This is a genomic window from Priestia sp. YIM B13551, from assembly GCF_042787905.1.
Classification (GTDB): Bacteria; Bacillota; Bacilli; order Bacillales; family Bacillaceae_H; genus Priestia.
Genome location: NZ_JBHZOX010000002.1, coordinates 1,190,248 through 1,215,627, shown reverse-complemented (window position 1 = coordinate 1,215,627; position 25,380 = coordinate 1,190,248). Strand labels below are relative to the sequence as shown.

General features: G+C 41.0%; 23 protein-coding genes and 1 other annotated feature. Of the genes, 22 read left to right on the top strand and 1 reads right to left on the bottom strand.

The genetic code is table 11. From position 1 onward, the window contains the following. The first annotated feature begins 1 nt into the window (after position 1). The 17 genes from ACFX4N_RS15815 to pyrE all read left to right on the top strand — a co-directional run bounded on the left by ACFX4N_RS15815 (position 2) and on the right by pyrE (position 18,573). On the top strand, positions 2–271 hold the full coding sequence (locus ACFX4N_RS15815; RefSeq protein WP_014458382.1) for a YggT family protein: 270 nt from the start codon (positions 2–4) through the stop codon (positions 269–271). Between the two features lie 50 nt (positions 272–321). Beyond that, positions 322–1,095, top strand: a complete 774-nt coding sequence (locus tag ACFX4N_RS15810; protein ID WP_013058946.1) for a YlmH family RNA-binding protein — start codon at positions 322–324, stop codon at positions 1,093–1,095. Between the two features lie 84 nt (positions 1,096–1,179). Further along, the gene (locus ACFX4N_RS15805; protein ID WP_013058945.1) at positions 1,180–1,674 is read left to right on the top strand and encodes a DivIVA domain-containing protein; all 495 of its coding nucleotides are present in this window, start codon (positions 1,180–1,182) and stop codon (positions 1,672–1,674) included. A gap of 69 nt (positions 1,675–1,743) precedes the next feature. After that, positions 1,744–1,964 (top strand) — a binding site (T-box leader). Positions 1,965–2,034: 70 nt separating this feature from the next. Further along, the gene (gene ileS, locus ACFX4N_RS15800) at positions 2,035–4,800 is read left to right on the top strand and encodes an isoleucine--tRNA ligase (RefSeq protein WP_013058944.1); all 2,766 of its coding nucleotides are present in this window, start codon (positions 2,035–2,037) and stop codon (positions 4,798–4,800) included. A gap of 170 nt (positions 4,801–4,970) precedes the next feature. Beyond that, positions 4,971–5,258 carry a conjugal transfer protein TraR gene (locus tag ACFX4N_RS15795; RefSeq protein WP_013058943.1) on the top strand — a complete coding sequence of 96 codons (288 nt, stop codon included), beginning with the start codon at positions 4,971–4,973 and terminating at the stop codon, positions 5,256–5,258. An 80-nt stretch (positions 5,259–5,338) separates the two neighbouring features. After that, positions 5,339–5,806 carry a signal peptidase II gene (gene lspA / locus ACFX4N_RS15790; protein ID WP_013084844.1) on the top strand — a complete coding sequence of 156 codons (468 nt, stop codon included), beginning with the start codon at positions 5,339–5,341 and terminating at the stop codon, positions 5,804–5,806. Further along, positions 5,803–6,717, top strand: a complete 915-nt coding sequence (locus ACFX4N_RS15785; protein WP_013058941.1) for an RluA family pseudouridine synthase — start codon at positions 5,803–5,805, stop codon at positions 6,715–6,717. Before lspA ends, ACFX4N_RS15785 begins: the two co-directional genes overlap by 4 nt. A 191-nt stretch (positions 6,718–6,908) precedes the next feature. Beyond that, entirely contained in the window at positions 6,909–7,451 is a 543-nt protein-coding gene (pyrR, locus tag ACFX4N_RS15780) for a bifunctional pyr operon transcriptional regulator/uracil phosphoribosyltransferase PyrR (protein WP_013058940.1), read from the top strand. Positions 7,452–7,607: 156 nt separating this feature from the next. After that, positions 7,608–8,915: a uracil-xanthine permease family protein gene (locus ACFX4N_RS15775; protein ID WP_013058939.1), complete on the top strand. Its 1,308-nt coding sequence runs from the start codon at positions 7,608–7,610 to the stop codon at positions 8,913–8,915. A 148-nt stretch (positions 8,916–9,063) separates the two neighbouring features. After that, the gene (locus ACFX4N_RS15770; RefSeq protein ID WP_013058938.1) at positions 9,064–10,002 is read left to right on the top strand and encodes an aspartate carbamoyltransferase catalytic subunit; all 939 of its coding nucleotides are present in this window, start codon (positions 9,064–9,066) and stop codon (positions 10,000–10,002) included. Then, a complete protein-coding gene (locus tag ACFX4N_RS15765) occupies positions 9,965–11,254 on the top strand; it encodes a dihydroorotase (protein WP_057273970.1) in 1,290 nt (429 codons plus the stop codon). Before ACFX4N_RS15770 ends, ACFX4N_RS15765 begins: the two co-directional genes overlap by 38 nt. Continuing rightward, positions 11,239–12,324: a carbamoyl phosphate synthase small subunit gene (locus ACFX4N_RS15760; RefSeq protein ID WP_013058936.1), complete on the top strand. Its 1,086-nt coding sequence runs from the start codon at positions 11,239–11,241 to the stop codon at positions 12,322–12,324. The genes ACFX4N_RS15765 and ACFX4N_RS15760 overlap by 16 nt, the downstream gene beginning before the upstream one ends. Beyond that, entirely contained in the window at positions 12,324–15,536 is a 3,213-nt protein-coding gene (carB, locus tag ACFX4N_RS15755; RefSeq protein ID WP_057273969.1) for a carbamoyl-phosphate synthase large subunit, read from the top strand. Before ACFX4N_RS15760 ends, carB begins: the two co-directional genes overlap by 1 nt. Next, complete coding sequence (locus ACFX4N_RS15750) at positions 15,533–16,306, top strand: dihydroorotate dehydrogenase electron transfer subunit (protein WP_013058934.1); 774 nt, start codon at positions 15,533–15,535, stop codon at positions 16,304–16,306. Before carB ends, ACFX4N_RS15750 begins: the two co-directional genes overlap by 4 nt. Beyond that, positions 16,303–17,244, top strand: a complete 942-nt coding sequence (locus tag ACFX4N_RS15745) for a dihydroorotate dehydrogenase (protein WP_013058933.1) — start codon at positions 16,303–16,305, stop codon at positions 17,242–17,244. The genes ACFX4N_RS15750 and ACFX4N_RS15745 overlap by 4 nt, the downstream gene beginning before the upstream one ends. After that, the gene (gene pyrF / locus ACFX4N_RS15740) at positions 17,216–17,938 is read left to right on the top strand and encodes an orotidine-5'-phosphate decarboxylase (RefSeq protein WP_377261765.1); all 723 of its coding nucleotides are present in this window, start codon (positions 17,216–17,218) and stop codon (positions 17,936–17,938) included. Before ACFX4N_RS15745 ends, pyrF begins: the two co-directional genes overlap by 29 nt. Then, on the top strand, positions 17,935–18,573 hold the full coding sequence (pyrE, locus tag ACFX4N_RS15735) for an orotate phosphoribosyltransferase (protein ID WP_013058931.1): 639 nt from the start codon (positions 17,935–17,937) through the stop codon (positions 18,571–18,573). The genes pyrF and pyrE overlap by 4 nt, the downstream gene beginning before the upstream one ends. Positions 18,574–18,623: 50 nt before the next feature. Here pyrE and ACFX4N_RS15730 read toward each other — a convergent pair whose 3' ends face one another. Next, the gene (locus ACFX4N_RS15730; RefSeq protein WP_025750356.1) at positions 18,624–20,336 is read right to left on the bottom strand and encodes an Rqc2 family fibronectin-binding protein; all 1,713 of its coding nucleotides are present in this window, start codon (positions 20,334–20,336) and stop codon (positions 18,624–18,626) included. 141 nt (positions 20,337–20,477) lie between these two features. Here ACFX4N_RS15730 and ACFX4N_RS15725 point away from each other — a divergent pair, with 141 nt between their 5' ends. The 5 genes from ACFX4N_RS15725 to rpoZ all read left to right on the top strand — a co-directional run bounded on the left by ACFX4N_RS15725 (position 20,478) and on the right by rpoZ (position 25,344). After that, a complete protein-coding gene (locus tag ACFX4N_RS15725) occupies positions 20,478–23,156 on the top strand; it encodes a calcium-translocating P-type ATPase, SERCA-type (protein WP_377261762.1) in 2,679 nt (892 codons plus the stop codon). Between the two features lie 153 nt (positions 23,157–23,309). Further along, complete coding sequence (locus ACFX4N_RS15720; RefSeq protein ID WP_029320527.1) at positions 23,310–24,185, top strand: YicC/YloC family endoribonuclease; 876 nt, start codon at positions 23,310–23,312, stop codon at positions 24,183–24,185. Between the two features lie 46 nt (positions 24,186–24,231). Beyond that, positions 24,232–24,492 (top strand): DUF370 domain-containing protein, encoded by a 261-nt coding sequence (locus ACFX4N_RS15715; protein WP_013084831.1) that lies wholly within the window; start codon positions 24,232–24,234, stop codon positions 24,490–24,492. A 13-nt stretch (positions 24,493–24,505) separates the two neighbouring features. Then, positions 24,506–25,120: a guanylate kinase gene (gene gmk, locus ACFX4N_RS15710; RefSeq protein ID WP_013058927.1), complete on the top strand. Its 615-nt coding sequence runs from the start codon at positions 24,506–24,508 to the stop codon at positions 25,118–25,120. A 2-nt stretch (positions 25,121–25,122) separates the two neighbouring features. Further along, positions 25,123–25,344, top strand: a complete 222-nt coding sequence (gene rpoZ / locus ACFX4N_RS15705) for a DNA-directed RNA polymerase subunit omega (protein WP_013058926.1) — start codon at positions 25,123–25,125, stop codon at positions 25,342–25,344. Positions 25,345–25,380 lie beyond the last annotated feature (36 nt).

Below are 25,380 nucleotides of genomic sequence, written 5' to 3'. Positions count from 1 at the left end.
TTTGGACATCGTTTTTGGGATTCTTGGGCAATTGATTGGTCTTTACTCATGGGCACTGATTATTTACATTTTGATGTCTTGGGTACCCGATGTAAGGGCATCTAAGTTTGGTCAGCTGCTTGGCAGTATTTGTGAGCCTTACTTAGAGCCTTTTCGTAAAATCATTCCGCCTATTGGCATGATTGATATTTCACCTCTTGTTGCAATCTTTTTACTACGATTTGCGCAAGCAGGTGTACGTTCACTTCACAGTATGGTTGGATTTATTTAAAAAGGAATCGCTGGATTCCTTTTTTACATACCAATAGTAGGAGTAATAATATGTCTATTTATGAACATTTTAGGCAAGAAGAACATGGATTTATTGACCAGGTTCTTCAGTGGAAAGAAGATGTCCTACATCAATACAGCCCAAAATTAACGGACTTTTTAGATCCAAGAGAGCAGCAGATTGTGACGGCTATTGTCGGGACTGAAGGAGAGGTTCAAGTTTCATTTGATGGTGGACAACCGTTTGCTGAACGCAAGCGTGCGCTGCTATACCCGGATTACTATGTACCTGAAAGCGAAGATTTTCAGTTGCATATGTATGAGCTCAATTATCCTAAAAAGTTTGTGACGATTGAACATCCTCAAGTTCTTGGTTCGGCGATGTCCTTAGGACTGCGCCGTTCAAAATTTGGCGATATTTTGGTCGCGGGAGACGATATTCAGCTTGTAGCTGCAGAGGAAATTTCTTCTTATATTGAGATGAATTTAACATCAATTGGAAAAGCCAAAGTTTCACTTTCTTCTATTCAAAGGGAGCAGCTGCATGTGGTAAAAGAAGAGCTGATTGAACACGTTTATACAGTTTCTTCAATGAGGCTTGATGTTTTGCTGTCGACCATTCACAATTTATCAAGACAAAAAGTCCAGCCGTTTATTGCAAATGGAGCGGTAAAAGTAAATTTTAAAGTCATTGAACAGCCTTCTTTTGAATGTCATGAAGGTGATATTTTGTCACTTCGTGGTCACGGCAGAAGTCGTATCGTTTCACTTGAAGGTAAAACAAAAAAAGAAAAATGGCGAATTGTTGTAGGAAAGCAGAAATAAAGAAATCTACTAGCAGGAAATTTTAAAATTATGTCGAATAAACCATTACTAATGACGTAATGAGACAACACGGAGGTGGCCTAGATGCCTTTAACCCCTTTGGATATTCATAACAAAGAGTTTAATCGCGGATTTCGCGGATATGATGAAGATGAAGTAAATGAGTTTCTTGACCAAGTAATTAAAGACTATGAGCTGGTAATGCGTGATAAAAAGGAGTTAGAAGGAAGAGTATCTGAATTAACAGATCGTCTTGGACATTTTACTAACATCGAAGAAACGTTAAATAAATCAATTTTAATTGCTCAAGAAGCAGCGGAAGATGTGAAGCGAAACGCTGAAAAAGAAGCGAAGCTCATTATAAAAGAAGCAGAAAAAAATGCGGACCGTATTATTAATGAAGCACTGTCTAAGTCTCGTAAAATTGCGATGGACATTGAGGAGACGAAAAAGCAGTCTAAAGTATTTAGAACTCGTTTCAAAATGTTAATCGAAGCACAGCTTGAAATGTTAAACAGCGACGACTGGGATCAGTTGATGGATTATGAGATGCCAGCGCTAGAAGAAAAAATTGACTAGTCAAGACATCATCTTGACTTCTCACGTTTTGTTGTCATATAATTTGGTAACAGATGAAATTTCATATCTAACAGTACGGAGACAGGGACAGTAGCTTTTTTAGTTTGTCAAAGCGAATCGAGGATGGTGTGAGCTCGATAACAAACAAAAAAGTGAAAATCACCCTAGAGTACCATTGCTGAACTGATGATAGTAAGCAGTGGCGGTTTATTCACGTTACGAATGCAAAGAGGATTTGCGTGCAGCAAATCTACTAGGGTGGTACCGCGGGAGGCCTTCTCGTCCCTTTTTGGGATGAGGAGGTCTTTTTGTTATGGTACAAAAAGATATGAAATTTACGTTTTTTTTGGAGGGTAAAACATGGAATATAAAGATACATTATTGATGCCAAAAACTGAATTTCCGATGCGTGGAAATTTACCGAACCGCGAGCCTAAAATGCAAGAACAGTGGGCTGAAATGAATATTTATGAAAAAGTACAAAAACGTACGGAAGGCCGTCCGCTATTTGTCCTGCATGATGGACCTCCATATGCGAATGGCGATATTCACATGGGACATGCATTAAATAAAATTTTAAAAGATTTTATCGTTCGCTATAAGTCGATGTCAGGCTTCTGCGCACCTTATGTACCAGGCTGGGATACACACGGTTTGCCAATTGAAACAGCTTTAACAAAAAATAAAAAAGTAAACCGCAAAGAAATGACGGTAGCTGAGTTCCGTAAGCTTTGTGAACAGTATGCTTGGGAACAAGTAAACGGCCAGCGTGAGCAGTTCAAGCGTTTAGGCGTACGCGGAGATTGGGATAATCCATATGTAACGCTTCAGCCACAGTACGAAGCGCAGCAAATCAAAGTGTTTGGTGACATGGCGAAAAAAGGCTACATCTACAAAGGGTTAAAACCTGTGTACTGGTCCCCTTCAAGTGAGTCTGCTTTAGCAGAGGCGGAAATCGAATACTATGACAAGCGTTCAGCTTCTATTTACGTAGCGTTTAACGTAAAAGATGGTAAAGGTGTGCTTGAACAAGATGAAAAATTCATCATTTGGACGACAACACCATGGACAATGCCAGCTAACCAAGGGATTGCTGTCAATCCTGAGCTTCAGTACAGCGTAGTTGAAGCAGATGGAGCGAAATATGTAGTGGCAACTGAACTGATTGAAACAGTTGCTAAAGAAATTGAATGGGCTGACTATAAGACGCTTCGTACGGTAAAAGGTTCAGAACTTGAGCGTGTAGTAGCTGAGCATCCAATCTACAAGCGCGATTCTTTAGTTGTTCTTGGTGATCACGTAACAACCGATGCTGGTACTGGGTGTGTTCATACAGCACCGGGACACGGGGAAGACGACTTTATCGTTGGTCAAAAATACGGTTTGGAAGTTCTTTGTCCAGTCGACAGTAAGGGTCATATGACGAATGAGGCGCCAGGATTTGAAGGATTATTCTATGATAAAGCGAATAAGCCGATTACAGACAAACTAGAAGAAGAAGGCGCGCTGTTAAAATTAAGTTTCATTACCCACTCATACCCACATGACTGGCGTACAAAGAAACCAACAATTTTCCGTGCAACGGCACAGTGGTTTGCGTCTATTAAAGATTTCCGTGAAGATTTATTAAAAGCAGTAGAAAAAACAAAATGGGTGCCTACTTGGGGTGAAACGCGACTTTATAACATGGTGCGTGACCGCGGAGACTGGTGTATTTCTCGTCAACGTGCATGGGGCGTTCCGATTCCGGTATTTTATGCTGAAAATGATGAGCCAATCATTACGGATGAAACAATCGAACACGTATCAAATCTATTTAGAGAGCATGGATCAAACGTATGGTTTGAGCGTGAAGCAAAAGACTTGCTTCCAGAAGGCTTTACTCATGAAGGAAGCCCAAATGGCCGCTTCACAAAAGAAACAGACATCATGGACGTATGGTTTGACTCTGGCTCTTCACATCAAGCTGTTCTTGAAGAGCGTGAAGACTTACAGCGTCCGGCTGATTTGTATTTAGAAGGTTCTGACCAATACCGCGGCTGGTTTAATTCAAGTCTTTCTACAAGTGTAGCTGTAACGGGTGAAGCACCTTATAAAGGGGTACTTAGCCACGGGTTTGCTTTAGACGGTGAAGGTCGCAAAATGAGTAAGTCATTAGGAAACGTTGTAATTCCAGAAAAAGTAATGAAACAACTAGGTGCAGATATTTTACGTTTATGGGTAGCTTCTGTAGATTACCAAGCTGATGTTCGTGTATCTGATAACATTTTAAAACAAGTAGCAGAAGTATATCGTAAAATCCGCAACACGTTCCGTTTCTTACTAGGAAACTTAGCGGACTTTAATCCAACAACTGATGCTGTAGCCGTTGAAGACCTTCGTGAAGTAGACCGCTACATGCTTGTGAAGCTGAACAAATTAATTGATAAAGTGAAAAAATCTTATGATTCATATGAATTCTCAAGCATTTATCACGCAGTGCATAATTTCTGTACAATTGATATGAGTTCATTCTACTTAGACTTTGCAAAAGATGTATTGTACATCGAAGCAGAAAATAATGTAGAGCGTCGCAGCATTCAAACGGTCCTTTATGAAACGTTATTATCGTTAACGAAATTAGTGTCTCCAATTCTTTCTCATACAGCAGACGAAGTATGGGTTCACATTCCAAATGTAACGGAAGAAAGCGTGCAGCTAGTTGATATGCCAGAGGTTCAAGAAATCGAAGGAGCAGATCAATTAGTAGAAAAATGGGATGCATTCATGGAGCTTCGTGATGAAGTATTAAAAGCGCTAGAACAAGCTCGTAATGAAAAAGTAATCGGTAAGTCTTTAGAAGCAAAATTAACGCTGTATCCAACAGCAGATACGAAAGAACTGTTAGCATCTATTTCTGAAAATGTAGGTCAACTCTTCATCGTTTCAGATCTTGAGGTAGCAGAAGGTGAAGCACCTGCTGAAGCACAAAAATTCAGCTATGCTTCAATTGTTGTAAGTAAAGCAGAAGGTGAGAAGTGTGAGCGCTGCTGGGTTGTATCACCAACAGTTGGCGAAGATCAAGATCACCCGACTTTATGTACACGCTGTGCGGATGTTGTAAAAAATCACTACGTTCAGCAGTAATTAACAAAAACACGTCCTTTTTGGGCGTGTTTTTTGCTGTACGAAATTCCCAAATACAATGGTATAAAGCATTTAAAGCCTTAGGAAAAACTTGTGTTGTAGATTCGATGGAAAACTCGGTAAACCTAACATCATTAATACTTCATCTTATCAGCACAGGAGGCGTTTGCATGTATGAAAATTATCTTTCCATTGGACAGGAATTAGCTCTTATTAAAGAAGAATTACAAGATCGCCTAGTGAGATATGCTACAGAACAATCTGGTTATATAGATGAAAAGGAACGTTATGTAATAGAAATGATTAAAGCAGATTTAAAAGATGTAGAACACGCGTTAGCAAAGCTTGACGTTGGTGCGTTCGGAATTGATGAACTAACTGGCGAAGTGATGTCTATTCATAAATTAAAAGTAATGCCGACGGCCCGCACAAACGAAGATTTATTTGTTTTATGGTGAGAAGCGAGAAAAAAAATGAATTATGTGCTAAAATGCTTTAGTATGGATTCGTTTGATTTTATTGCGGGAGGAAAACGTTTGTGTTTTATTATCTTATCGCTTTAGCTGTTATACTTATTGATCAGGTAACAAAATGGATGATTGTAAAAGAAATGTATTATGGACAAAGCATCACCGTAATTGAAAACTTTCTTTACATTACCTCTCATCGTAACAGAGGAGCCGCGTGGGGGATTTTACAAGGACAGATGTGGTTCTTTTATCTCATTACGGTGGTTGTGGTAGTCGGTTTAATAATTTATATTCAAAAGCTCAAAAAACAAGATAAATGGTTCGGTATTGCGCTAGCATTAATGTTAGGCGGCGCCATTGGAAACTTTATTGATCGAGTGGTCCGTAAAGAAGTAGTTGATTTCGTAAATACATACATCTTTACGTATGATTTTCCGATTTTTAACGTAGCTGATTCGGCACTTGTCGTCGGAGTAATCATCATGTTTATTATGACGCTGTTTGAAGGGAAAATGAAGAAGGAGCACAAAGAATGAATGTAATTGAAACAGTTATAAATGAAGAACAAGCAGGAGAACGTATTGATAAAGTACTTTCGACTGTAAATGCAGAATGGTCACGTTCACAAGTGCAGCAGTGGATTAAAGAAGGTCACGCAAAAGTGAACGATAAAACCGTCAAAGGAAACTATAAATGTAAAACAGGAGACGCTATTATTATTGAAGTGCCGGAACTAGAAGAGCTTGATGTGGTAGCGGAAGAAATGGATTTAGATATTTATTATGAAGATCAAGATGTGCTTGTTGTAAATAAACCTCGCGGCATGGTTGTACATCCAGCTCCTGGTCATCATAGCGGCACGCTTGTAAACGGCCTAATGGCTCACTGTAAAGATTTATCCGGTATTAACGGCGTTATGCGCCCTGGTATCGTTCATCGAATTGATAAAGATACATCCGGTTTACTTATGGTTGCAAAAAATGATTTAGCCCATGAATCACTAGTTAGTCAGCTTGTAGCTAAAACAGTGACGCGTCGTTATAAAGCTATCGTTCACGGAGTAATTGCGCACGATCACGGTACAATTGATGCGCCAATCGGCCGAGATAAGCAAGATCGTCAAAGCATGACGGTGACTGATGAAAACAGTCGTGATGCAGTGACGCACTTTACTGTATTGCAGCGTTTTAAAGATTTTTCACTGGTCGAATGTAAGCTAGAAACGGGGCGAACACACCAAATTCGCGTTCATATGAAGTATATTGGCTTTCCGCTTGCCGGGGATCCGAAGTACGGACCGAAAAAAACGCTTCCGATTGACGGACAAGCGCTTCATGCAGGCGTATTAGGCTTTATTCACCCTCGTACAAATGAATATATGGAATTTGAAGCACCGGCTCCAAAAGAGTTTAATGAGATGCTAGAGCTTATTGAAAAAAGAAGTTGACAACTGCCATAAGTGATGGCATACTTGTATTAACTTAATAAGAACCTTTAAGAACAGTCCAGAGAGGCTGAGAAGGAAACGGTGCAGAAAAGGCATACTTATAGCCTTTTTGAAGAAATATGTCTAAAACCAAATCCTCTTGCCTCAAGGCAAGAGGATTTTTTTATGTCAACAACTTGAGGTGAAAAACAGTGAACGTAAAAGCTACCGTACTTGACGAACAGGCTATTCGCCGCGCTTTAACTCGAATTGCACATGAGATTATTGAAAAGAATAAAGGAATCGAAAATTGTGTGCTAGTGGGGATTAAAACGCGAGGTATTTATATCGCAAAACGTTTAGCAGAACGAATTGCACAAATTGAAGGAAATACATTGCCAGTCGGAGAACTAGACATCACGCTTTACCGAGATGATTTATCGAAAGTGACAAGCAATGATGAGCCTCTCGTAAAAGGATCAGATATTCCGACAGATATTGCAAATAAGAACGTCATCTTAGTAGACGATGTGTTATATACGGGCCGTACGGTTCGAGCAGCACTTGATGCACTGATTGATATCGGCCGACCTGAACTCATTCAGCTGGCTGTTTTAGTGGATAGAGGGCACCGCGAGCTGCCGATTCGAGCAGACTATGTTGGCAAAAACGTACCGACAGCTAAAAGTGAAAAAATTGCGGTGCATTTAATGGAAGTAGACGAAAAAGACCACGTGTCTATTTACGAAAAATAAATTATATACCCTTTTAAATGGTAGTCCCGTGAGGCTGCAAAAGGGGGGTCACTATACAAGGAAAACTATACTGCGGTATAGCGTCTTCCTTGTATGCTGAAAACCTCTTTGCCTCTGCGTAAAGAGGTTTTTTAATAGTGATAGGAGGAAAAACATATGAGTCAACAACGAGATTTTGTACTTGATATACATGATAAACCAAAAGCAGTAAATTGGTTAACATTGAGTCTACAGCATTTGTTTGCAATGTTTGGGTCGACGGTGTTAGTGCCGTTCCTAGTCGGGTTCAGCCCGGCAATTGCTTTGATTTCAAGCGGGGTAGGAACGCTTGCTTTCCTGCTCATTACAAGAGGTCAAATTCCTTCTTATCTTGGTTCATCGTTCGCGTTCATCACGCCAATCATTTTCGCAAAAGCTTCGTTTGGACCTGAAGAAACGATGGTTGGCTGTTTCTTAGCCGGACTTGTTTATGGAATTGTTGCTTTGATTATAAAAGGAACAGGAATTAATTGGATTATGAAGCTGCTTCCTCCGGTTGTAGTAGGACCAGTTATTATGGTTATAGGCTTAGGACTAGCTAATACAGCAGTAGGCATGGCTATGAACGATGCAAAAGGAAATTACAGCTTAACTTACCTGATGGTTGCACTTGTGACACTAGCGATAACAGTTGCTTGCTCAATCTTCTTTAAAAATATTATCAGTCTGATTCCGGTACTGATGGGAATTATCGGCGGATACATCTTCGCTTATACACAAGGATTGGTAGACTTTTCAAAGGTAGTGAAAGCAGAGTGGATTGAAGTACCTCACTTCTACGTGCCGTTCGTCACATACACGCCGTCCATTTCATTAGGGATTGTGCTTATCATGGTACCTGTAGCAGTCGTAACACTCTCAGAACATATCGGACACATTCTCGTCTTAAATAAGATTGTGGATCGAAACTATATTGAAAAGCCAGGGCTGCACAGATCGATTTTAGGAGACGGAGTAGCAACTATGCTTGCTGCGCTGATCGGCGGACCGCCAAATACAACATACGGTGAGAACATCGGAGTGTTAGCCATCACAAAGGTGCTTAGCGTATTTGTGATAGCAGGAGCAGCAGTCTTCGCGATTTTGTTCGGGTTTGTCGGCAAAATCAACGCTCTTATTTCAAGTATACCAACGCCGGTCATGGGCGGGATTTCAATTCTCTTATTCGGGATCATTGCTTCATCAGGCTTGCGCATGATGGTGGATGCAAAGGTAGACCTTGGATCAAAACGAAACTTAATGATTGCTTCGATTATCTTAGTGTTAGGAATCGGAGGAGCACACTTAGATATCTCAGAACATGTAAAGATTGATAGCATGGCACTGTCTGCTATCATGGGAGTTCTGCTGAATCTAGTTCTGCCGAAAGAGAAGATAAAAGAAGCAGAAAACGTTCAACAAACGTCAGTACGAAAAATTTCATAGAACGCCTTTTAATTGAAATCCAGAGAGGTTTCTAAGGGTGTGTGAAAAGCGCGTTATAGACGAAGCTTGTTTTCTTACACCCTTTCTAAGTTAGAAAGGGTGTTTTTTATAAAGAAATGCGAGGAAAGCAAAAATGGAGGGAATCGATATGAAACATTTAGTGACAGTCTCAACACTAGAAACAAATGAAATTCTAGAGATTTTAGACAGCGCTGAAAACTATCGAACGAATAAACAAGGATGGAAACCGGAAGAGAAAATGTTTGTTGCCAACTTATTTTTTGAAGCGAGCACGCGTACTCGATGCAGCTTTGAAATGGCAGAACAGCAGCTAGGATTAACAACAATTCCGTTTGAAGTAACAACTTCAAGCGTCCAAAAAGGAGAAACGCTTTATGACACGATTGAAACATTAGCTTCAATCGGCGTTCAGTCAGTTGTTATTCGCCACCCGCAAGATCGTTATTATGAAGCACTGCAGGAAAAAGTATCGATTCCCATCATTAATGCAGGAGACGGATGCGGTCAGCATCCAACTCAGTGTCTGCTTGATCTACTGACGATTCGCCAAGAGTTCGGCTCGTTTAAAGGATTAAAAGTCGCAATAGTCGGAGATTTGCGACATAGCCGCGTAGCGAGATCGAATGCTGAAATGCTGACAAAACTAGGGGCGACCGTATATTTTGCGGGACCTGAAGAATGGAAAGATGAAGAGAACAGACACGGTACATATCTTGATATCGATGAAGCAATCGAAACGGTCGATGTTGTGATGCTGCTGCGTATTCAATTTGAAAGGCATGAAGAGAACACTTCAGAGCTTGCACAGAACTACCACAGCCGCTTCGGATTAACCGTTGAACGAGAGCGGAAAATGAAATCACATAGCATTATCCTTCATCCAGCTCCTGTAAACAGAGGAGTCGAAATTGCAGATGAGCTCGTTGAATGTGAACGATCAAGAATTTTTAAACAAATGCAAAATGGCGTGTACATTCGCATGGCAGTATTAGCAAGAGCGCTACAACCAATTGAAAGGGGACTTAATAATGACAACAATTATCAAAAATGCTACATGGTTAAATGAAGGGGAAATTGAAAAAGTCGAACTGAAAATTGAAAATGGTGTAATTGCTGAAATAGCTTCACACATCGACGTAGAGAATGAAGAAGTCATTGATGCAGGCGGGAACTTCTTATCACCGGGTTTAATCGATGTCCACGTTCACTTGCGCGAGCCAGGGGGAGAAAAGAAAGAAACGATTGAAACGGGTACTCTAGCAGCGGCAAAGGGCGGTTTTACAGCAATTGCTGCAATGCCAAACACGCGTCCAGTTCCGGATACTGTTGAACAAATGGAGTGGGTAAACAAGCGTATTGAAGAAACAGCACATGTTCGCGTATTACCATACGCATCGATTACCACTCGCCAATTAGGAAAAGAACTAACGGACTTTGAAGGCTTAAAAGAAGCGGGCGCATTTGCTTTTACAGATGATGGAGTAGGCGTTCAGTCAACAGGAATGATGCTGGAAGCGATGAAAAAAGCCGCTTCATTAAATAAAGCAATCGTTGCACACTGTGAAGATAATGATTTAATCAACAAAGGCTGCGTCCACGACGGAAAATTTGCAAAAGAACATGGACTAAACGGTATCCCTTCTATCTGTGAAGCCGTTCAAATTGCACGAGATGTACTGCTTGCTGAAGCAGCAAACTGTCACTACCATGTGTGTCACGTAAGTACAAAAGAATCCATTCGCGCCATTCGGGATGCAAAAAAAGCAGGAATTCGCGTAACCGCAGAAGTAACGCCTCATCATTTACTGCTAAATGAGGAAGACATCCCTGGGCTTGATTCAAACTTTAAAATGAATCCGCCGCTTCGAGGAAAAGATGATCAACAGGCATTAATTGAAGCTTTATTAGACGGAACGCTTGATTTTATCGCCACTGATCATGCACCGCACACAGCGGACGAAAAAGCAGCAGGCATGGAGCTTGCGCCGTTTGGGATTGTGGGACTTGAAACAGCTTTCCCGCTTCTTTATACAAACTTGGTATTAAAAGAAGTAATGACGCTAGAGCAGCTAGTATCATATTTAACAAACAAGCCTGCTGGCACGTTCAACCTTCCTTATGGCACCATCGAAGTAGGGAAACCAGCAGATTTAACTATCATTGATCTTGAAACAGAAAAAGCAATTAATCCAGAAGAATTTGTATCAAAAGGTAAAAATACGCCGTTTGCTAACTGGGTATGCAAAGGTTGGCCGGTAATGACATTAGTAGAAGGTAAACGAGTATGGGAGGATGTTAAAGCATGCAACGTCAACTAATTTTAGAAGATGGAACAGTATTTATCGGAAAAGGATTCGGCAGCGACAAAGAAATGACAGGAGAAGTTGTTTTCAACACGGGAATGACAGGATATCAAGAAATTCTATCTGATCCATCATACTGTGCACAAATTGTGACATTAACATATCCTTTAATCGGAAACTACGGTATTAACCGCGATGACTTTGAGTCGATTGAACCAGCTGTACACGGTTTGATTGTAAAAGAAATTTGTGATGCTCCTTCAAACTTCAGAAGCGAACTATCAGTAGATGAATTTTTAAAACAAAAAGATATTCCAGGATTAGCTGGAATCGACACAAGAAAATTAACGAGAAAAATTCGTCAGCACGGTGCGCTTCGCGGACGCGTGTGCAACATGGAAGTCAATGTAGAAGAAGTGGTATCACAGCTTCAAAATCATGAACTTCCGACTGACTCAGTTAAAAAAGTATCAACAGTGAAGCCTTACCCAAGCCCAGGCAGAGGTAAAAAAGTGGTACTCGTTGACTTTGGAATGAAACACGGAATTTTACGCGAATTAACAGCTCGTCAATGCGACGTGATTGTGGTTCCTTATAACGTAACTGCGCAAGAAATTCTTCAATTAAATCCAGATGGCATCATGTTGAGCAACGGACCTGGAGACCCAAAAGACGTACCTGAAGCAATCGAGATGATTCAAGGGGTTTTAGGAAAGGTTCCTCTTTTCGGAATTTGTTTAGGACATCAGCTGTTTGCGCTAGCATGCGGAGCAGATACAGAAAAAATGAAATTTGGTCATCGTGGATCCAACCATCCTGTAAAGGATCTAAAAACCAATAAAGTAGCTCTTACATCTCAAAACCACGGCTATACAGTATGTGAGCCATCTCTTGTCAACACGCCATTAGAAGTGACGCACGTTGCGCTTAACGATGGAACAGTTGAAGGAGTAAAGCATAAAGAATATCCGGCATTTACGGTTCAATATCACCCTGAAGCATCACCGGGACCTGAAGATGCAAACGGATTGTTCAACGAATTTATGGATCTTATGAAAAACAATCAGAAAGTAGGTAATTGCTAATGCCAAAACGTCAAGATATTAACACAATTCTCGTAATCGGATCAGGACCAATCGTCATCGGACAGGCGGCAGAGTTTGACTATGCAGGAGCGCAAGCGTGTATTGCGCTAAAAGAAGAAGGATACAAAGTTATTCTTGTGAACTCCAATCCTGCAACAATCATGACAGACTCAGAAATGGCAGATAAAGTATATATTGAACCTCTAACGGTTGAATTTGTAAGCTCAATTATTCGTAAAGAACGCCCTGATGCACTGCTTCCAACGCTTGGCGGTCAAACGGGACTGAACTTAGCGGTAGAATTACACGAAACGGGTATTTTAGAAGAATTTAATGTAGAAATTCTCGGGACAAAATTATCGGCGATTGAACAAGCTGAAGACCGTGAGCAGTTCCGTTCACTAATGAATGAACTAAATCAGCCTGTCCCAGCAAGTGAAATCATTCATTCGTTAGACGAAGCTTATGCGTTTGTTGAACAAGTAAACTATCCGGTAATCGTGCGTCCTGCTTATACGCTTGGCGGTACGGGAGGCGGAATTTGTAACAACGAGCAAGAGTTGATTGAAATTGTAACAAGTGGATTAAAACACAGTCCTGTAACACAGTGCTTACTTGAGAAAAGCATTGCAGGCTTTAAAGAAATTGAATATGAAGTAATGCGCGATGCAAACGATAATGCGATCGTAGTATGTAATATGGAAAACTTTGATCCGGTCGGTATTCATACGGGAGATTCAATTGTTGTAGCACCAAGCCAAACGCTAAGCGACCGTGAGTATCAGCTGCTTAGAAATGCTTCACTAACAATTATCCGAGCGCTTAAAATCGAAGGCGGATGTAACGTTCAGCTAGCACTAGACCCAGAAAGCTTCCAGTATTACGTAATTGAAGTAAACCCTCGTGTAAGCCGCTCATCGGCTTTAGCATCAAAAGCAACAGGGTATCCAATTGCAAAATTAGCAGCAAAAATTGCGGTAGGCTTAACATTAGATGAAATGATGAACCCGGTAACTGGGAAGACATACGCATGTTTCGAACCGGCACTAGATTACATCGTATCTAAAATTCCACGCTGGCCGTTTGATAAATTTGAATCAGCTAACCGTAAACTCGGTACACAGATGAAAGCAACAGGTGAAGTAATGGCAATTGGCCGCACGTTCGAAGAGTCAATTTTAAAAGCCGTACGCTCACTAGAGTCAAACGTTCATCACTTAGAGCTGAAAGATGCGCATGAATTTGATGATGCAATTATTGAAAAACGTATTCGCAAAGCTGGTGATGAGCGATTATTCTACATCGCAGAAGCGATTCGCCGCGGCATAACGATTCAGCAAATTCACGAGTGGAGCAAAATCGATCTCTTCTTCTTAGTAAAACTTGAAAAAGTGATTGCTTTTGAAAATGTGTTAAAAGAAGAGATTCATAACGTAGAAGTTTTACAGGAAGCAAAAGAAATGGGATTTGCAGACTGTACGATTGCTAAGCTATGGAATCAAACAGAGCGTGAAGTATATGACTTCCGCAAACAAAATGGCGTGATGCCAGTGTACAAAACAGTAGATACATGTGCAGCTGAATTTGAATCTACAACACCATATTTCTACGGTACATTTGAAGATGAAAACGAATCGATTGTTACAGATCGTAAAAGCGTTGTAGTGTTAGGGTCAGGTCCAATCCGCATCGGGCAAGGAATTGAGTTTGACTATGCAACAGTTCACTCCGTGTGGGCGATTAAAGAAGCTGGATACGAGGCGATTATTGTCAATAACAATCCAGAAACAGTATCAACTGACTTCAGTATTTCAGATAAATTATACTTCGAGCCGCTGACGATTGAAGATGTGATGCATATCATCGATTTAGAAAAACCAGAAGGTGTGGTCGTACAGTTCGGTGGTCAAACAGCAATCAACTTAGCAGACGAGCTAGAAGCAAGAGGGGTCAAGATTTTAGGAACGTCGCTTGAAAGCTTAGATGCAGCGGAAGACCGTAAAAAATTCGAAGCGACGCTAGCGCGTTTAGAAGTACCTCAGCCTCTTGGAAAGACGGTTACATCCGTAGAAGAAGCAGTGGTTGTGGCAAAAGAAATTGGTTATCCGGTGCTTGTACGACCTTCATATGTACTAGGCGGACGCGCAATGGAAATTGTGTATAAAGAAGAAGAACTGCTTCACTATATGAAACACGCGGTAAAAGTACACGCTGATCACCCTGTGTTAATCGACCGCTATTTAACTGGAAAAGAAATTGAAGTCGATGCCATTTCAGACGGTGAAACAGTGGTTATTCCAGGGATTATGGAACATGTAGAGCGCGCGGGTGTACACTCAGGTGACTCCATTGCTGTATATCCACCGCAAACTCTGTCACAGGATGTAAAAGATACAATCATTGATTACACAACACGTATTGCAAAAGGCTTAAACATTATTGGACTGCTCAACATTCAGTTCGTCTTATCAAAAGGAGAAGTGTTTGTTCTTGAAGTAAATCCTCGTTCAAGCCGTACGGTGCCGTTCTTAAGTAAAATTACGCGTATTCCGATGGCGAATGTGGCAACAAAAGTTATTTTAGGAACAAGTTTGCGAGAGCTTGGTTATGAATCAGGCATGCACCCTGAAGAAGAAGGTGTCTACGTAAAAGTGCCGGTCTTCTCATTTGCAAAGCTGCGTCGCGTAGATATTACGCTTGGACCTGAAATGAAATCTACTGGAGAAGTAATGGGGCAAGATTCAACGTACGAAAAAGCATTATATAAAGGACTAATTGCGTCAGGTATGTCCATTAAGCCGTACGGTTCAGTACTTATGACAGTAGCGGATAAAGATAAAGAAGAGGCAACAGCGCTAGCGAAGCGTTTTGCTAACATTGGCTACCAGGTGATTGCAACGGAAGGAACAGCTTCAACGTTTACAAAAGAAGACATTCGCGTAAAAGTAGTAAATAAAATTCATCATGAAGATCACAATCTTTTAGATGTGATACGAAAAGGTGAGGCGCAGCTTGTCATCAACACGCTAACAAAAGGAAAACAGCCTGCGCGTGACGGATTTAAAATTCGCCGTGAAGCAGTTGAAAATGGTGTACCTTGCTTAACATCACTTGATACAGCAGAAGCGATTTTACGAGTGCTTGAAACGATCAGCTTCCATACAACACCAATGAAAAAAGTTCGTCCAACTAAAGAGGTGACAACCGTATGATCAAACATGAAATGATGCAAGTCGTCAGTCAGCGACCGTTAACACACAATGTATATGAATTAACCCTTCAAGGCGAGCTTGTTCGTTTCATGAATGAGCCGGGGCAGTTTGTGCATATCCGCGTCAACAACGACTATTTGCCACTGCTTCGCAGACCAATCAGTATTGCAGAAATTGACCAAACGCACGAACAATTTACGATGATTTACCGTGCGGAAGGGGCGGGAACATCGCTGCTTGCCGAAAAACAAGCCGGACAGTCGATTGACGTGTTAGGTCCGCTGGGCCACGGTTTTCCATTAGATACCATAGAGGCAGGTCAAACCGCTTTATTAGTAGGGGGAGGCATTGGAGTGCCTCCGCTCTATGAGCTTTCAAAAAGACTTCGTGAAAAAGGCGTGCAGGTTATTCACGTCTTAGGCTTTCAATCAAAAGCAGACGTATTTTACGAGCGAGAGTTTTTAGCTTTAGGAGAAACATATATTGCAACGGTAGACGGCTCTTACGGAACAAAAGGTTTTGTCACAACGGTGATTGACGAGCAGCAGTTTTCATATGATGTTATGTTTTCATGCGGTCCAACTCCGATGTTGAAAGCACTAGAAAATAATTATACAAACAAGCCGCTTTACATTTCTTTAGAAGAAAGAATGGGTTGTGGAATCGGCGCTTGTTTTGCATGTGTATGCAGAGAAAGTGAAGATTCTACGGCGTATAAAAAAATCTGCAGCGACGGTCCCGTCTTTCAAGCAGGGGAGGTGCTTCTATGAGCATGCTAAAAACGACATTGCCAGGATTAGATTTGAAAAATCCAATTATGCCAGCATCTGGCTGTTTTGGATTTGGACGTGAGTATGCTCAATTTTATTCACTTGATGCACTTGGAGCCATTATGATTAAAGCGACTACTGCTGAAACTCGTTTTGGCAATCCAACTCCTCGCGTAGCGGAAACATCTGCAGGAATGTTAAATGCAATCGGATTACAAAATCCTGGGTTAGAAAAAGTAATGAATGAAGAGCTCGTTTGGCTTCAGCAATATGATGTGCCGATTATCGCGAACGTAGCCGGTGCTTCAATTGAAGAATATGTGCACGTGGCAAAAGAAATTTCAACCGTATCAAATGTAAAAGCACTTGAATTGAATATTTCATGTCCTAACGTAAAAGAAGGCGGAATTGCGTTTGGCGTAGATCCTGTCATTGCTGCTCGTTTAACGAAAGCAGTAAAAGATGTTTCAAATGTTCCAGTTTATGTTAAACTATCACCAAACGTATCCAATATTGTAGACATGGCGATGGCTGTTGAAGAAGCTGGTGCGGATGGCTTAACGATGATCAATACGCTTCTCGGGATGCGTCTGGATTTGAAAACAGCTCAGCCGGTTTTAGCGAACGGCACAGGCGGACTGTCAGGCCCATCAATTAAACCGGTAGCGATTCGAATGGTATATGAAGTGAGCCAAAAAGTGAACATTCCAATTATCGGTATGGGCGGAGTGACGACTGCTGAAGATGCACTTGAGTTCCTATATGCAGGTGCAAGTGCAGTGGCGGTTGGTACAGCAAACTTTGTTGACCCGTATGTATGCCCAACCATCATTGACGAACTGCCAAGGCTATTAACATCATTAGGATACGAGCATGTTTCAGAATGTATCGGAAGGAGCTGGAAAAAGCGTGAAGCAACCGTTAATCATTGCTCTTGATTTTTCATCAATTAACGATGTACAGCAGTTTTTAATGCCTTTTCAACAAGAGTCATTATTTGTGAAAGTAGGCATGGAACTGTTTTATAAAGAAGGGTTATCCATTATTTCTGTATTAAAAGAGCAAAACCACCAAATCTTTTTAGACTTAAAGCTTCATGATATTCCCAATACGGTAAAGCAAGGGATGAAGTCTTTAGCTTCTCTTGAAGTGGATTTGGTTAACGTTCACGCAGCGGGCGGAATGAACATGATGCAAGCAGCCGTTGAAGGACTTGACTTAGGAACCGCTGCCGGCAAAAAGCGCCCGGATTGTATTGCGGTTACTCAGCTAACGAGTACATCTGATGAAATGCTAAAAGAGCAGCAGCTCATTACACATTCGATGCAAGAAGTGGTTACGCATTATGCAGCACTTGCTAAAAAAAGTGGACTTGACGGCGTTGTATGTTCTACTCATGAAGTGCCTTCGATTCGAAAAGCAGCAGGAGAAGACTTTTTGACCGTAACGCCGGGTATTCGTATGGGCACAGATTCAGTAGATGACCAAGTCCGTGTGGCAACACCTCAGCTAGCGAGAGAATATGGCTCAAGTGCCATTGTCGTTGGGCGTTCTATTACTAAAGCAAAAGACCCGCTTAAAGCATATTATGAGATGTTACAGCAGTGGAAAGGGGAGCGTATTACGCGATGACAAAACTACGAAAAGAAATTGCAAAACAATTAATTGATATTGAGGCAGTAAGCCTTCAACCGAACGAGCCGTTTACGTGGGCCTCTGGAATTAAGTCGCCTATTTATTGTGACAACCGTCTAACGCTTAGCTACCCGAAAGTGCGAAAAGAAATTGCAAAAGGTCTGCAGCATTTAATTAAAACGTATTTTGCCAATGCAGAAGTGATTGCTGGTACCGCTACAGCTGGTATCCCTCATGCAGCATGGGTAAGTGAAGCGCTAGAGCTTCCAATGTGCTATGTGCGAAGCAAAGCAAAAGAACATGGCCAAGGAAATCAAATCGAAGGAAAAGTAACAAAAGGTCAAAAAGTTGTTGTGATTGAAGATTTGATTTCAACTGGCGGAAGTGTGTTTACCGCAGTCGATGCATTAAAAGCGCAGGGGTGTGAAGTGCTGGGAGTTGTGTCTATCTTTACATATGAGCTGGAAAAAGCGCGTCAGCTGTTTAAAGAAAAAGAACTTCAAGTTTATTCGCTAACAGACTACTCTACGCTAGTAGAAGCGGCAAACGAAGCGGGATACATTGAAGAAGAAGCTATGGACAAACTATTTAAATGGCGTGAAAATCCTTCAGACCCTTCGTGGATGAACTAAACTAGATCTATATAATAAAAACCCCCTTTCTCTATAGAAAGGGGGTTTTATTATGACTGACGCAGCTTCAGTACAAGTTCTTCGCTAGGCGTTACGTACACCGTTTGCTGGTTATCGTACGTCACAAAACCAGGCTTGGCACCACTTGGTTTTTTTACGTGGCGAATTTTTGTATAGTCCACGGGTACTGAACTTGAATTCTTGGCTTTACTAAAGTAAGCAGCAAGATGAGCCGCTTCTAAAATTGTTTCTTCCGAAGGCTCTTGGCTGCGGATAACAACGTGAGAACCTGGTATATCTTTTGTATGAAACCAAACGTCATCACGAGCAGCAAGGCGATTTGTTAAATACTCATTTTGCTTATTGTTTTTTCCAACTAAAATCGTCGTGCCGTCGCTTGAAACGTATTGTTCAAGTGTAGGCGTGGTGTTTTTTTGTTTTTTCGCTTGTTTTTGCTGACGGTTGCGCAAATATCCTTCTTCCACAAGCTCTTCACGAATCTCTGCAATGTCTTTGTGAGTAGCAGTATCCATTTGCTGAATAAGTGATTCAAAATACTGTACTTCTTCGTTTGCTTTTTCAATTTGTTCGATTACAATCGAAACGGAATTTTTCGCTTTTTGATACTTTGTGAAATAGCTTTGAGCATTTTGAGACGGTGATTTTTGCGGATCTAATGAAATCGTAAGTGTACCGCTATTTTCATCATAATAATTAATAACATCCACTTTCGCATCTCCTTTTTTGACAAGGTGTAAATTTGCGGTAAGGAGTTCACCGGCTAGCTGATAATCAGATGCTTTTTCTGCATTTTGCAGCGTTTGCTCAAGTTTTTTTATTTTTTTCTCATTTTTCTTTTTCTCGGTAGAAATAAACTGTACTAAGTCATGCGCTTGCTGCTTTACACGATCTCGCTCTGCTTTCCCGTAGTAATAGCGGTCAAGCAGCTCGCTGATGGTTGCATACGTTTTTTTCGTACCCTCTAAATGCGTTAATTCCAGTAAATAAAAGTAGTCTTTTTGATTAACGGTTGTCAGAGTTGGTGTAAACTGACCTTCTTTGATCAGCGTCATCGTTTCGACGAATGATTTTGGAAGGGTAGAACGATTCGCTAAGCCAGAGCGAAACACCACTTCATTTGCAATTAAAGGAGAAAGCCCCGAGAAGGTCTGCACTAGCTGGGTGGCTAACTTTCCGCTATTAAAATCAATTTTTTTAACCACGGTTTCTTCATCCGCTTCAAATGGATGAAGCTTATCTTGACTAGGAGGCAGTACGTAAGGTGCTCCAGGTAGAAGCGTACGGTGCCTGTTCAAGGCCATTGGAACGTGTTTAATGCTGTCGATAATCGTTTGTTTTTCTTTATCTACAAGCACAACATTACTATGTCTTCCCATGATTTCAATAATAAGCTGCTTGTACGTCACGTCGCCAATTTCATTTCGTCCTTTTGTTTCAATGACTAAAATGCGGTCTAATCCAAGCTGATATACTTGTTCAATAATGCTTCCTTCTAAATGTTTGCGAAGAAGCATACAAAACATAGGAGGCTCAGATGGATTTTCATAAGGCTCATTTGTAAAATGAACGCGTGAATAGTTAGGGTGAGCTGAGATTAAAAGTTTGCGGTTTTCACCTTTAGCGCGTACTTGTAAAATCAACTCGTTTGGAAACGGCTGATATATTTTTGAAATTCGTCCTGAAACCAAGGTCTCAGATAATTCTTGTAAAATGCCATATGTAAAAATACCATCAAATGACATAGTGCTCACATCCTTAAGTAATTGAAAATTGTCCTATAGAAAAGTATAGCATTTTTTAGGACGAGTCTGAATAAGCATACGATATAAGATTGTAACAATCTAATAGGTGCATTTACAAATAAAAGGGTGTGAAAAGATGCAATGAAATGGTATGAATTAGGTGAAAAAGCAATAGTAGAAGTAACAAAAACAGACAGACAGCATGGTCTTACACACAAAGAAGTAAAAGCACGTCAGCAGCAGCAAGGATTTAATGAATTGACTGAAGGAGAGAAAAAACCGGCCATTCTTGTGTTTGTAGAGCAGTTTAAAGATTTTATGGTGCTGGTTTTACTAGCTGCTACGCTTATTTCAGGTCTTTTAGGCGAATACATCGATGCGATTGCTATTATTGCCATTGTAGTAATTAATGGATTTCTAGGTTTTTTTCAAGAAAGAAAAGCAGAGAAATCTCTTCATGCATTAAAAGAGCTTTCTGCTCCTCAAGTAGCAGCTATGCGTGAAGGGAAATGGGTTAAGTTGCCATCTAAAGAGCTGGTAGTAGGAGACATTGTAAAGTTTTCGAGCGGAGACCGCATCGGGGCTGACCTTCGGATTATGGAAGCCAAAAGTCTAGAAATTGAAGAATCAGCGCTTACGGGAGAGTCTTTGCCAGTTGCCAAGCAAATAAAAGCTTTGCCAGGAGATGAAGTGCCGCTTGGAGATCAGGACAATATGGCTTTTATGGGTACGCTTGTGACGCGAGGAAGCGGAACAGGTATCGTTGTAGGGATTGGAATGAAAACAGCGATGGGACAAATTGCTGATTTGCTTCAAAATGCTGAAGTTATGATTACCCCTCTTCAACGGAAGTTAGAGCAATTAGGTAAAATTTTAATCGTTGTAGCGCTTGCACTTACTGTATTAGTGGTCGGGATTGGCGTGCTGCAAGGCCATGATTTATATAGTATGTTCTTAGCGGGAGTTTCCTTAGCTGTTGCTGCCATACCCGAAGGTCTTCCTGCCATCGTAACCGTGGCGCTATCTCTTGGTGTACAGCGCATGATTAAGCAAAGATCCATTGTTCGCAAACTTCCTGCTGTTGAAACACTAGGATGCGCGTCAGTCATTTGCTCAGACAAAACGGGCACATTAACGCAAAATAAAATGACGGTTACTCACCTCTGGTCAGGAGGAATGACGTGGAGGGTATCAGGGACAGGGTATGAACCTACGGGCGTATTTTCGCGAGAGGAAAGAGAAGTTGATACACGGAGTGAAAAACCGCTTCAGCAGCTTTTGGTGTTTGGTCTGCTTTGCAATCAAACGTCCATTTCGAGAAAAGATAAAGAATATGTCATCGACGGGGATCCTACTGAAGCGGCTTTGCTTGTTGCCGCAATGAAAGCGGGGCTGACAAAAGAAAACATTCAAAAGCAGTTTACGATTATTGAAGAGTTTCCATTTGATTCAACGCGTAAAATGATGAGTGTAGTCATTGAAGACGCATCTAATAAGCGCTATGTCATAACAAAAGGTGCTCCCGATGTGCTGCTTGTAAACAGCAAAAATATTTTGTGGGAAAGCAGACAACAAACGCTGTCGGTAACGGTTCATAATGAAGTAAAAGGAGCGATTGATCAGTTAGCTAGCCAAGCGCTTCGAACCATTGCTATTGCTTATCGTCCGTTAGGAGACCATGAGAGCGTTCATACAGAGAACGAAGCGGAAAAAGACCTGACTTTCCTCGGGCTTCAAGGAATGATTGATCCGCCAAGACCAGAAGTCAAGCAAGCGGTCAAAGAATGCCGAGACGCAGGAATCAAAACCGTTATGATTACAGGTGACCACGTCATTACAGCACAGGCGATTGCAAAACAGCTAGGCATTCTACCGAAAAACGGTCAAGTCTTGGAAGGAACGGATTTATCCAAAATGACGCAGGAAGAGCTAGAAGAAGTAGTGGATGATGTTTACGTATATGCCAGGGTATCACCTGAGCATAAGCTTAAAATTGTTAAAGCTCTTCAAGCAAAAGATCACATTGTAGCCATGACGGGTGACGGCGTAAATGATGCACCTGCTATTAAAGCAGCAGACATAGGCATCGCGATGGGCATCACCGGGACAGACGTAGCAAAAGAAGCGTCTTCACTCGTTTTGCTTGATGATAATTTTGCTACTATTAAATCAGCAATCAAAGAAGGACGAAACATCTATGAAAATATTCGAAAGTTTATCCGTTACTTGCTTGCATCAAATGTAGGAGAAATCTTAGTTATGCTCTTTGCGATGATTTTAGCACTTCCGCTTCCGCTAGTGCCCATTCAAATACTATGGGTAAACTTAGTAACAGACGGTTTGCCTGCGATGGCTCTTGGCTTAGACCAGCCAGAAGATAACGTGATGAAGCGCCATCCAAGGCATCCGCGTGAAGGTATCTTTGCAAGAGGGTTAGGGTGGAAAGTAGTCAGCCGCGGATTTTTAATTGGAGCTGCTACACTTGCTGCATTCATGATTGTTTACGACAATGACCCAGATCGGCTGCAGTATGCACAGACGATTGCATTTGCCACACTTGTTACGGCACAGCTTATTCACGTATTTGACTGTCGAAGTGAAAAATCAATCTTTGATCGCAATCCATTTCAGAACTTATATCTTGTAGGAGCCGTTATTTCATCTATTATCCTTATGCTGGTGGCCATCTACTATCCGCCGCTGCAGCCTATTTTTCATACAATGGCCATTGCACCGCGGGAATGGCTCGTTATTTTAGGACTTGCAAGCCTTCCAACTTTTTTACTTGCCGGTTCACTTTTAACAAGAAAACCTTCATAAATTGTGCTATACTTTAATACAGGCTGTCCCAAATGAGAAAACTCATGAAGGCAGCCTTTACAGGTTGAATAAAGAAGAGAGATTTCTTTTTTTTGCTAACACTTTCTTTTATGATACTTTTTATGTAAGATGTACATAGTGGATGTGATGATAATGATAAAAAGTATGACTGGTTTTGGCCGCGGAAAAGCGGAAGTGGAAAATCGATCAGTGACAGTGGAAATGAAGTCTGTTAATCATCGTTTTTGTGAAATTGTTATTCGTATGCCAAGACAATTAATTGAAATTGAAGATAAAATAAAAAAAATCGTTCAAACATACATAAAACGTGGTAGAGTAGAAGTATTTGTTACTATTTCAGGTGAAGAAATGGCAAAAAAGAAACTGCAGACGGATTGGCAGCTGCTTGAGGAATACATGAATGCGTTGCAGCAAGTACAAGAAAAGCATGGGCTGTCACAATCTGTTCAAATTCAAGACATTTTACACATGCCTGAAGTGATGACAACTTATGAAGAAGAAGCTGATCAGACGAGTATTCATGGTGCAATCTTTGAAGCCGTTGACGCTGCTGTGCATCAGTTAGTGGATATGCGGAAACGAGAGGGATCAGAGCTGTATCACGATTTGATGGGGTACTTACAGGACATTCAAGACATTCGCGAAAAAATTACACAGCTTGCTCCTGAAGTTGCTGAACAATATCGCGAGCGTATTAAAAGAAAGCTGAGCGACTATTTAGAAGGTACTTTCGATGAGCAGCGAGTGCTGACTGAAGTAGCTATTTTTGCTGAAAAAGCAGATATTAGCGAAGAACTTACGCGAATTCAAAGTCATGTTTCACAATTTATTCAAGCATTAAATACACCTGATTCAGTAGGACGCAAGCTGGATTTTCTTGTTCAAGAGCTGAATCGTGAAATGAATACAATCGGTGCGAAGGCAAATAATGGTACTATTGCTCAGTATGTTATTAGTATGAAAGCACAATTAGAACGCATAAAAGAGCAGGTTCAAAATATTGAATAGCCTTCGTGTAAGATAAAGATTATATTGGTATAGCAGGAGGCTTCTTATGAGCGGTAAATTAGTGAACGTTGGATTTGGAAATTTTATTTCTTCTAATCGTATAATCTCTGTCGTTCATCCTGAATCAGCTCCAATCAAACGCATTATTCAAGATGCAAAAGATCGAGGCTCTTTAATAGATGCAACGCAAGGACGTAAAACACGATCTGTTATTGTTATGGATAGCGATCATGTTATTTTAGCTCCTGTACAGCCAGAAACTGTGTCACAGCGACTTATAAACAAAGAAGAATTATTAGAAGGGTAGGTCACTTGAACCGATGATTGAAAGAGGTTTATTAATTGTTCTTTCCGGACCATCAGGTGTTGGAAAAGGAACGGTACGAAAAGCATTGTTTGAGCAAGAAGACATTAAATTGCAGTATTCTATCTCTGCAACAACAAGAAAGCCCCGCGAAGGTGAAGTAGACGGTGTTGACTATTTCTTCAAACCACGCGAAGAGTTTGAGCGCATGATTGAAAACAAGAAATTATTAGAGTGGGCTGAATACGTAGGTAACTACTACGGTACCCCGGTTGATTATGTAGAACAAACGTTATCTGAAGGAAAAGACGTATTTCTAGAAATTGAAGTGCAAGGTGCTCTTCAAGTGAAAGAAGCGTTTCCAGAAGGTTTGTTCATCTTCTTGGCACCGCCGAGTTTGTCAGAGCTTAAAAGTCGTATCGTAAACCGCGGTACTGAAACAGAAGATTTAATCAATAACCGTATGCGCGTGGCAAAAGAAGAAATTGAACTTATGGACGCCTACGATTATGTTGTAGAAAATGACAAAGTAGAAAATGCTTGTGCTCGCATCCGTGCTATCGTAACGGCTGAACACTGCCGTCGTGATCGTATTTCTGCGCGCTATAAAAGAATGCTGGAGGTAGAATAAACATGCTTTATCCATCAATTGATTCCCTAATGGAAAAATTAGATTCTAAGTACACGCTTGTGACAGTAGCTGCAAAACGTGCACGTCAATTACAGCTTCACAATGATACGCCGATTGAAAAGCCGGTTTCTTATAAGTTTGTAGGCTGTGCTTTAGAAGAAATTAATGCTGAACAATTAAGCTATAAGCAAGGTGTAGCAGAAGAAGATTCTAAACATCAGTAAGTGAAAAAATAACAACCTACTTTATAGGTTGTTATT

What these genes read in the sequence shown, in the direction of transcription:
- ACFX4N_RS15810 (WP_013058946.1), top strand. Translation starts at nt 322, where the DNA reads ATGTCTATTTATGAACATTTTAGGCAAGAAGAACATGGATTTATTGAC.
- ACFX4N_RS15805 (WP_013058945.1), top strand. Translation starts at nt 1,180, where the DNA reads ATGCCTTTAACCCCTTTGGATATTCATAACAAAGAGTTTAATCGCGGA.
- ileS (WP_013058944.1), top strand. Translation starts at nt 2,035, where the DNA reads ATGGAATATAAAGATACATTATTGATGCCAAAAACTGAATTTCCGATG.
- ACFX4N_RS15795 (WP_013058943.1), top strand. Translation starts at nt 4,971, where the DNA reads ATGTATGAAAATTATCTTTCCATTGGACAGGAATTAGCTCTTATTAAA.
- ACFX4N_RS15785 (WP_013058941.1), top strand. Translation starts at nt 5,803, where the DNA reads ATGAATGTAATTGAAACAGTTATAAATGAAGAACAAGCAGGAGAACGT.
- ACFX4N_RS15775 (WP_013058939.1), top strand. Translation starts at nt 7,608, where the DNA reads ATGAGTCAACAACGAGATTTTGTACTTGATATACATGATAAACCAAAA.
- ACFX4N_RS15770 (WP_013058938.1), top strand. Translation starts at nt 9,064, where the DNA reads ATGAAACATTTAGTGACAGTCTCAACACTAGAAACAAATGAAATTCTA.
- ACFX4N_RS15765 (WP_057273970.1), top strand. Translation starts at nt 9,965, where the DNA reads ATGACAACAATTATCAAAAATGCTACATGGTTAAATGAAGGGGAAATT.
- ACFX4N_RS15760 (WP_013058936.1), top strand. Translation starts at nt 11,239, where the DNA reads ATGCAACGTCAACTAATTTTAGAAGATGGAACAGTATTTATCGGAAAA.
- carB (WP_057273969.1), top strand. Translation starts at nt 12,324, where the DNA reads ATGCCAAAACGTCAAGATATTAACACAATTCTCGTAATCGGATCAGGA.
- ACFX4N_RS15750 (WP_013058934.1), top strand. Translation starts at nt 15,533, where the DNA reads ATGATCAAACATGAAATGATGCAAGTCGTCAGTCAGCGACCGTTAACA.
- ACFX4N_RS15745 (WP_013058933.1), top strand. Translation starts at nt 16,303, where the DNA reads ATGAGCATGCTAAAAACGACATTGCCAGGATTAGATTTGAAAAATCCA.
- pyrE (WP_013058931.1), top strand. Translation starts at nt 17,935, where the DNA reads ATGACAAAACTACGAAAAGAAATTGCAAAACAATTAATTGATATTGAG.
- ACFX4N_RS15730 (WP_025750356.1), bottom strand. Translation starts at nt 20,336, where the DNA reads ATGTCATTTGATGGTATTTTTACATATGGCATTTTACAAGAATTATCT.
- ACFX4N_RS15725 (WP_377261762.1), top strand. Translation starts at nt 20,478, where the DNA reads ATGAAATGGTATGAATTAGGTGAAAAAGCAATAGTAGAAGTAACAAAA.
- ACFX4N_RS15720 (WP_029320527.1), top strand. Translation starts at nt 23,310, where the DNA reads ATGATAAAAAGTATGACTGGTTTTGGCCGCGGAAAAGCGGAAGTGGAA.
- ACFX4N_RS15715 (WP_013084831.1), top strand. Translation starts at nt 24,232, where the DNA reads ATGAGCGGTAAATTAGTGAACGTTGGATTTGGAAATTTTATTTCTTCT.
- gmk (WP_013058927.1), top strand. Translation starts at nt 24,506, where the DNA reads ATGATTGAAAGAGGTTTATTAATTGTTCTTTCCGGACCATCAGGTGTT.
- rpoZ (WP_013058926.1), top strand. Translation starts at nt 25,123, where the DNA reads ATGCTTTATCCATCAATTGATTCCCTAATGGAAAAATTAGATTCTAAG.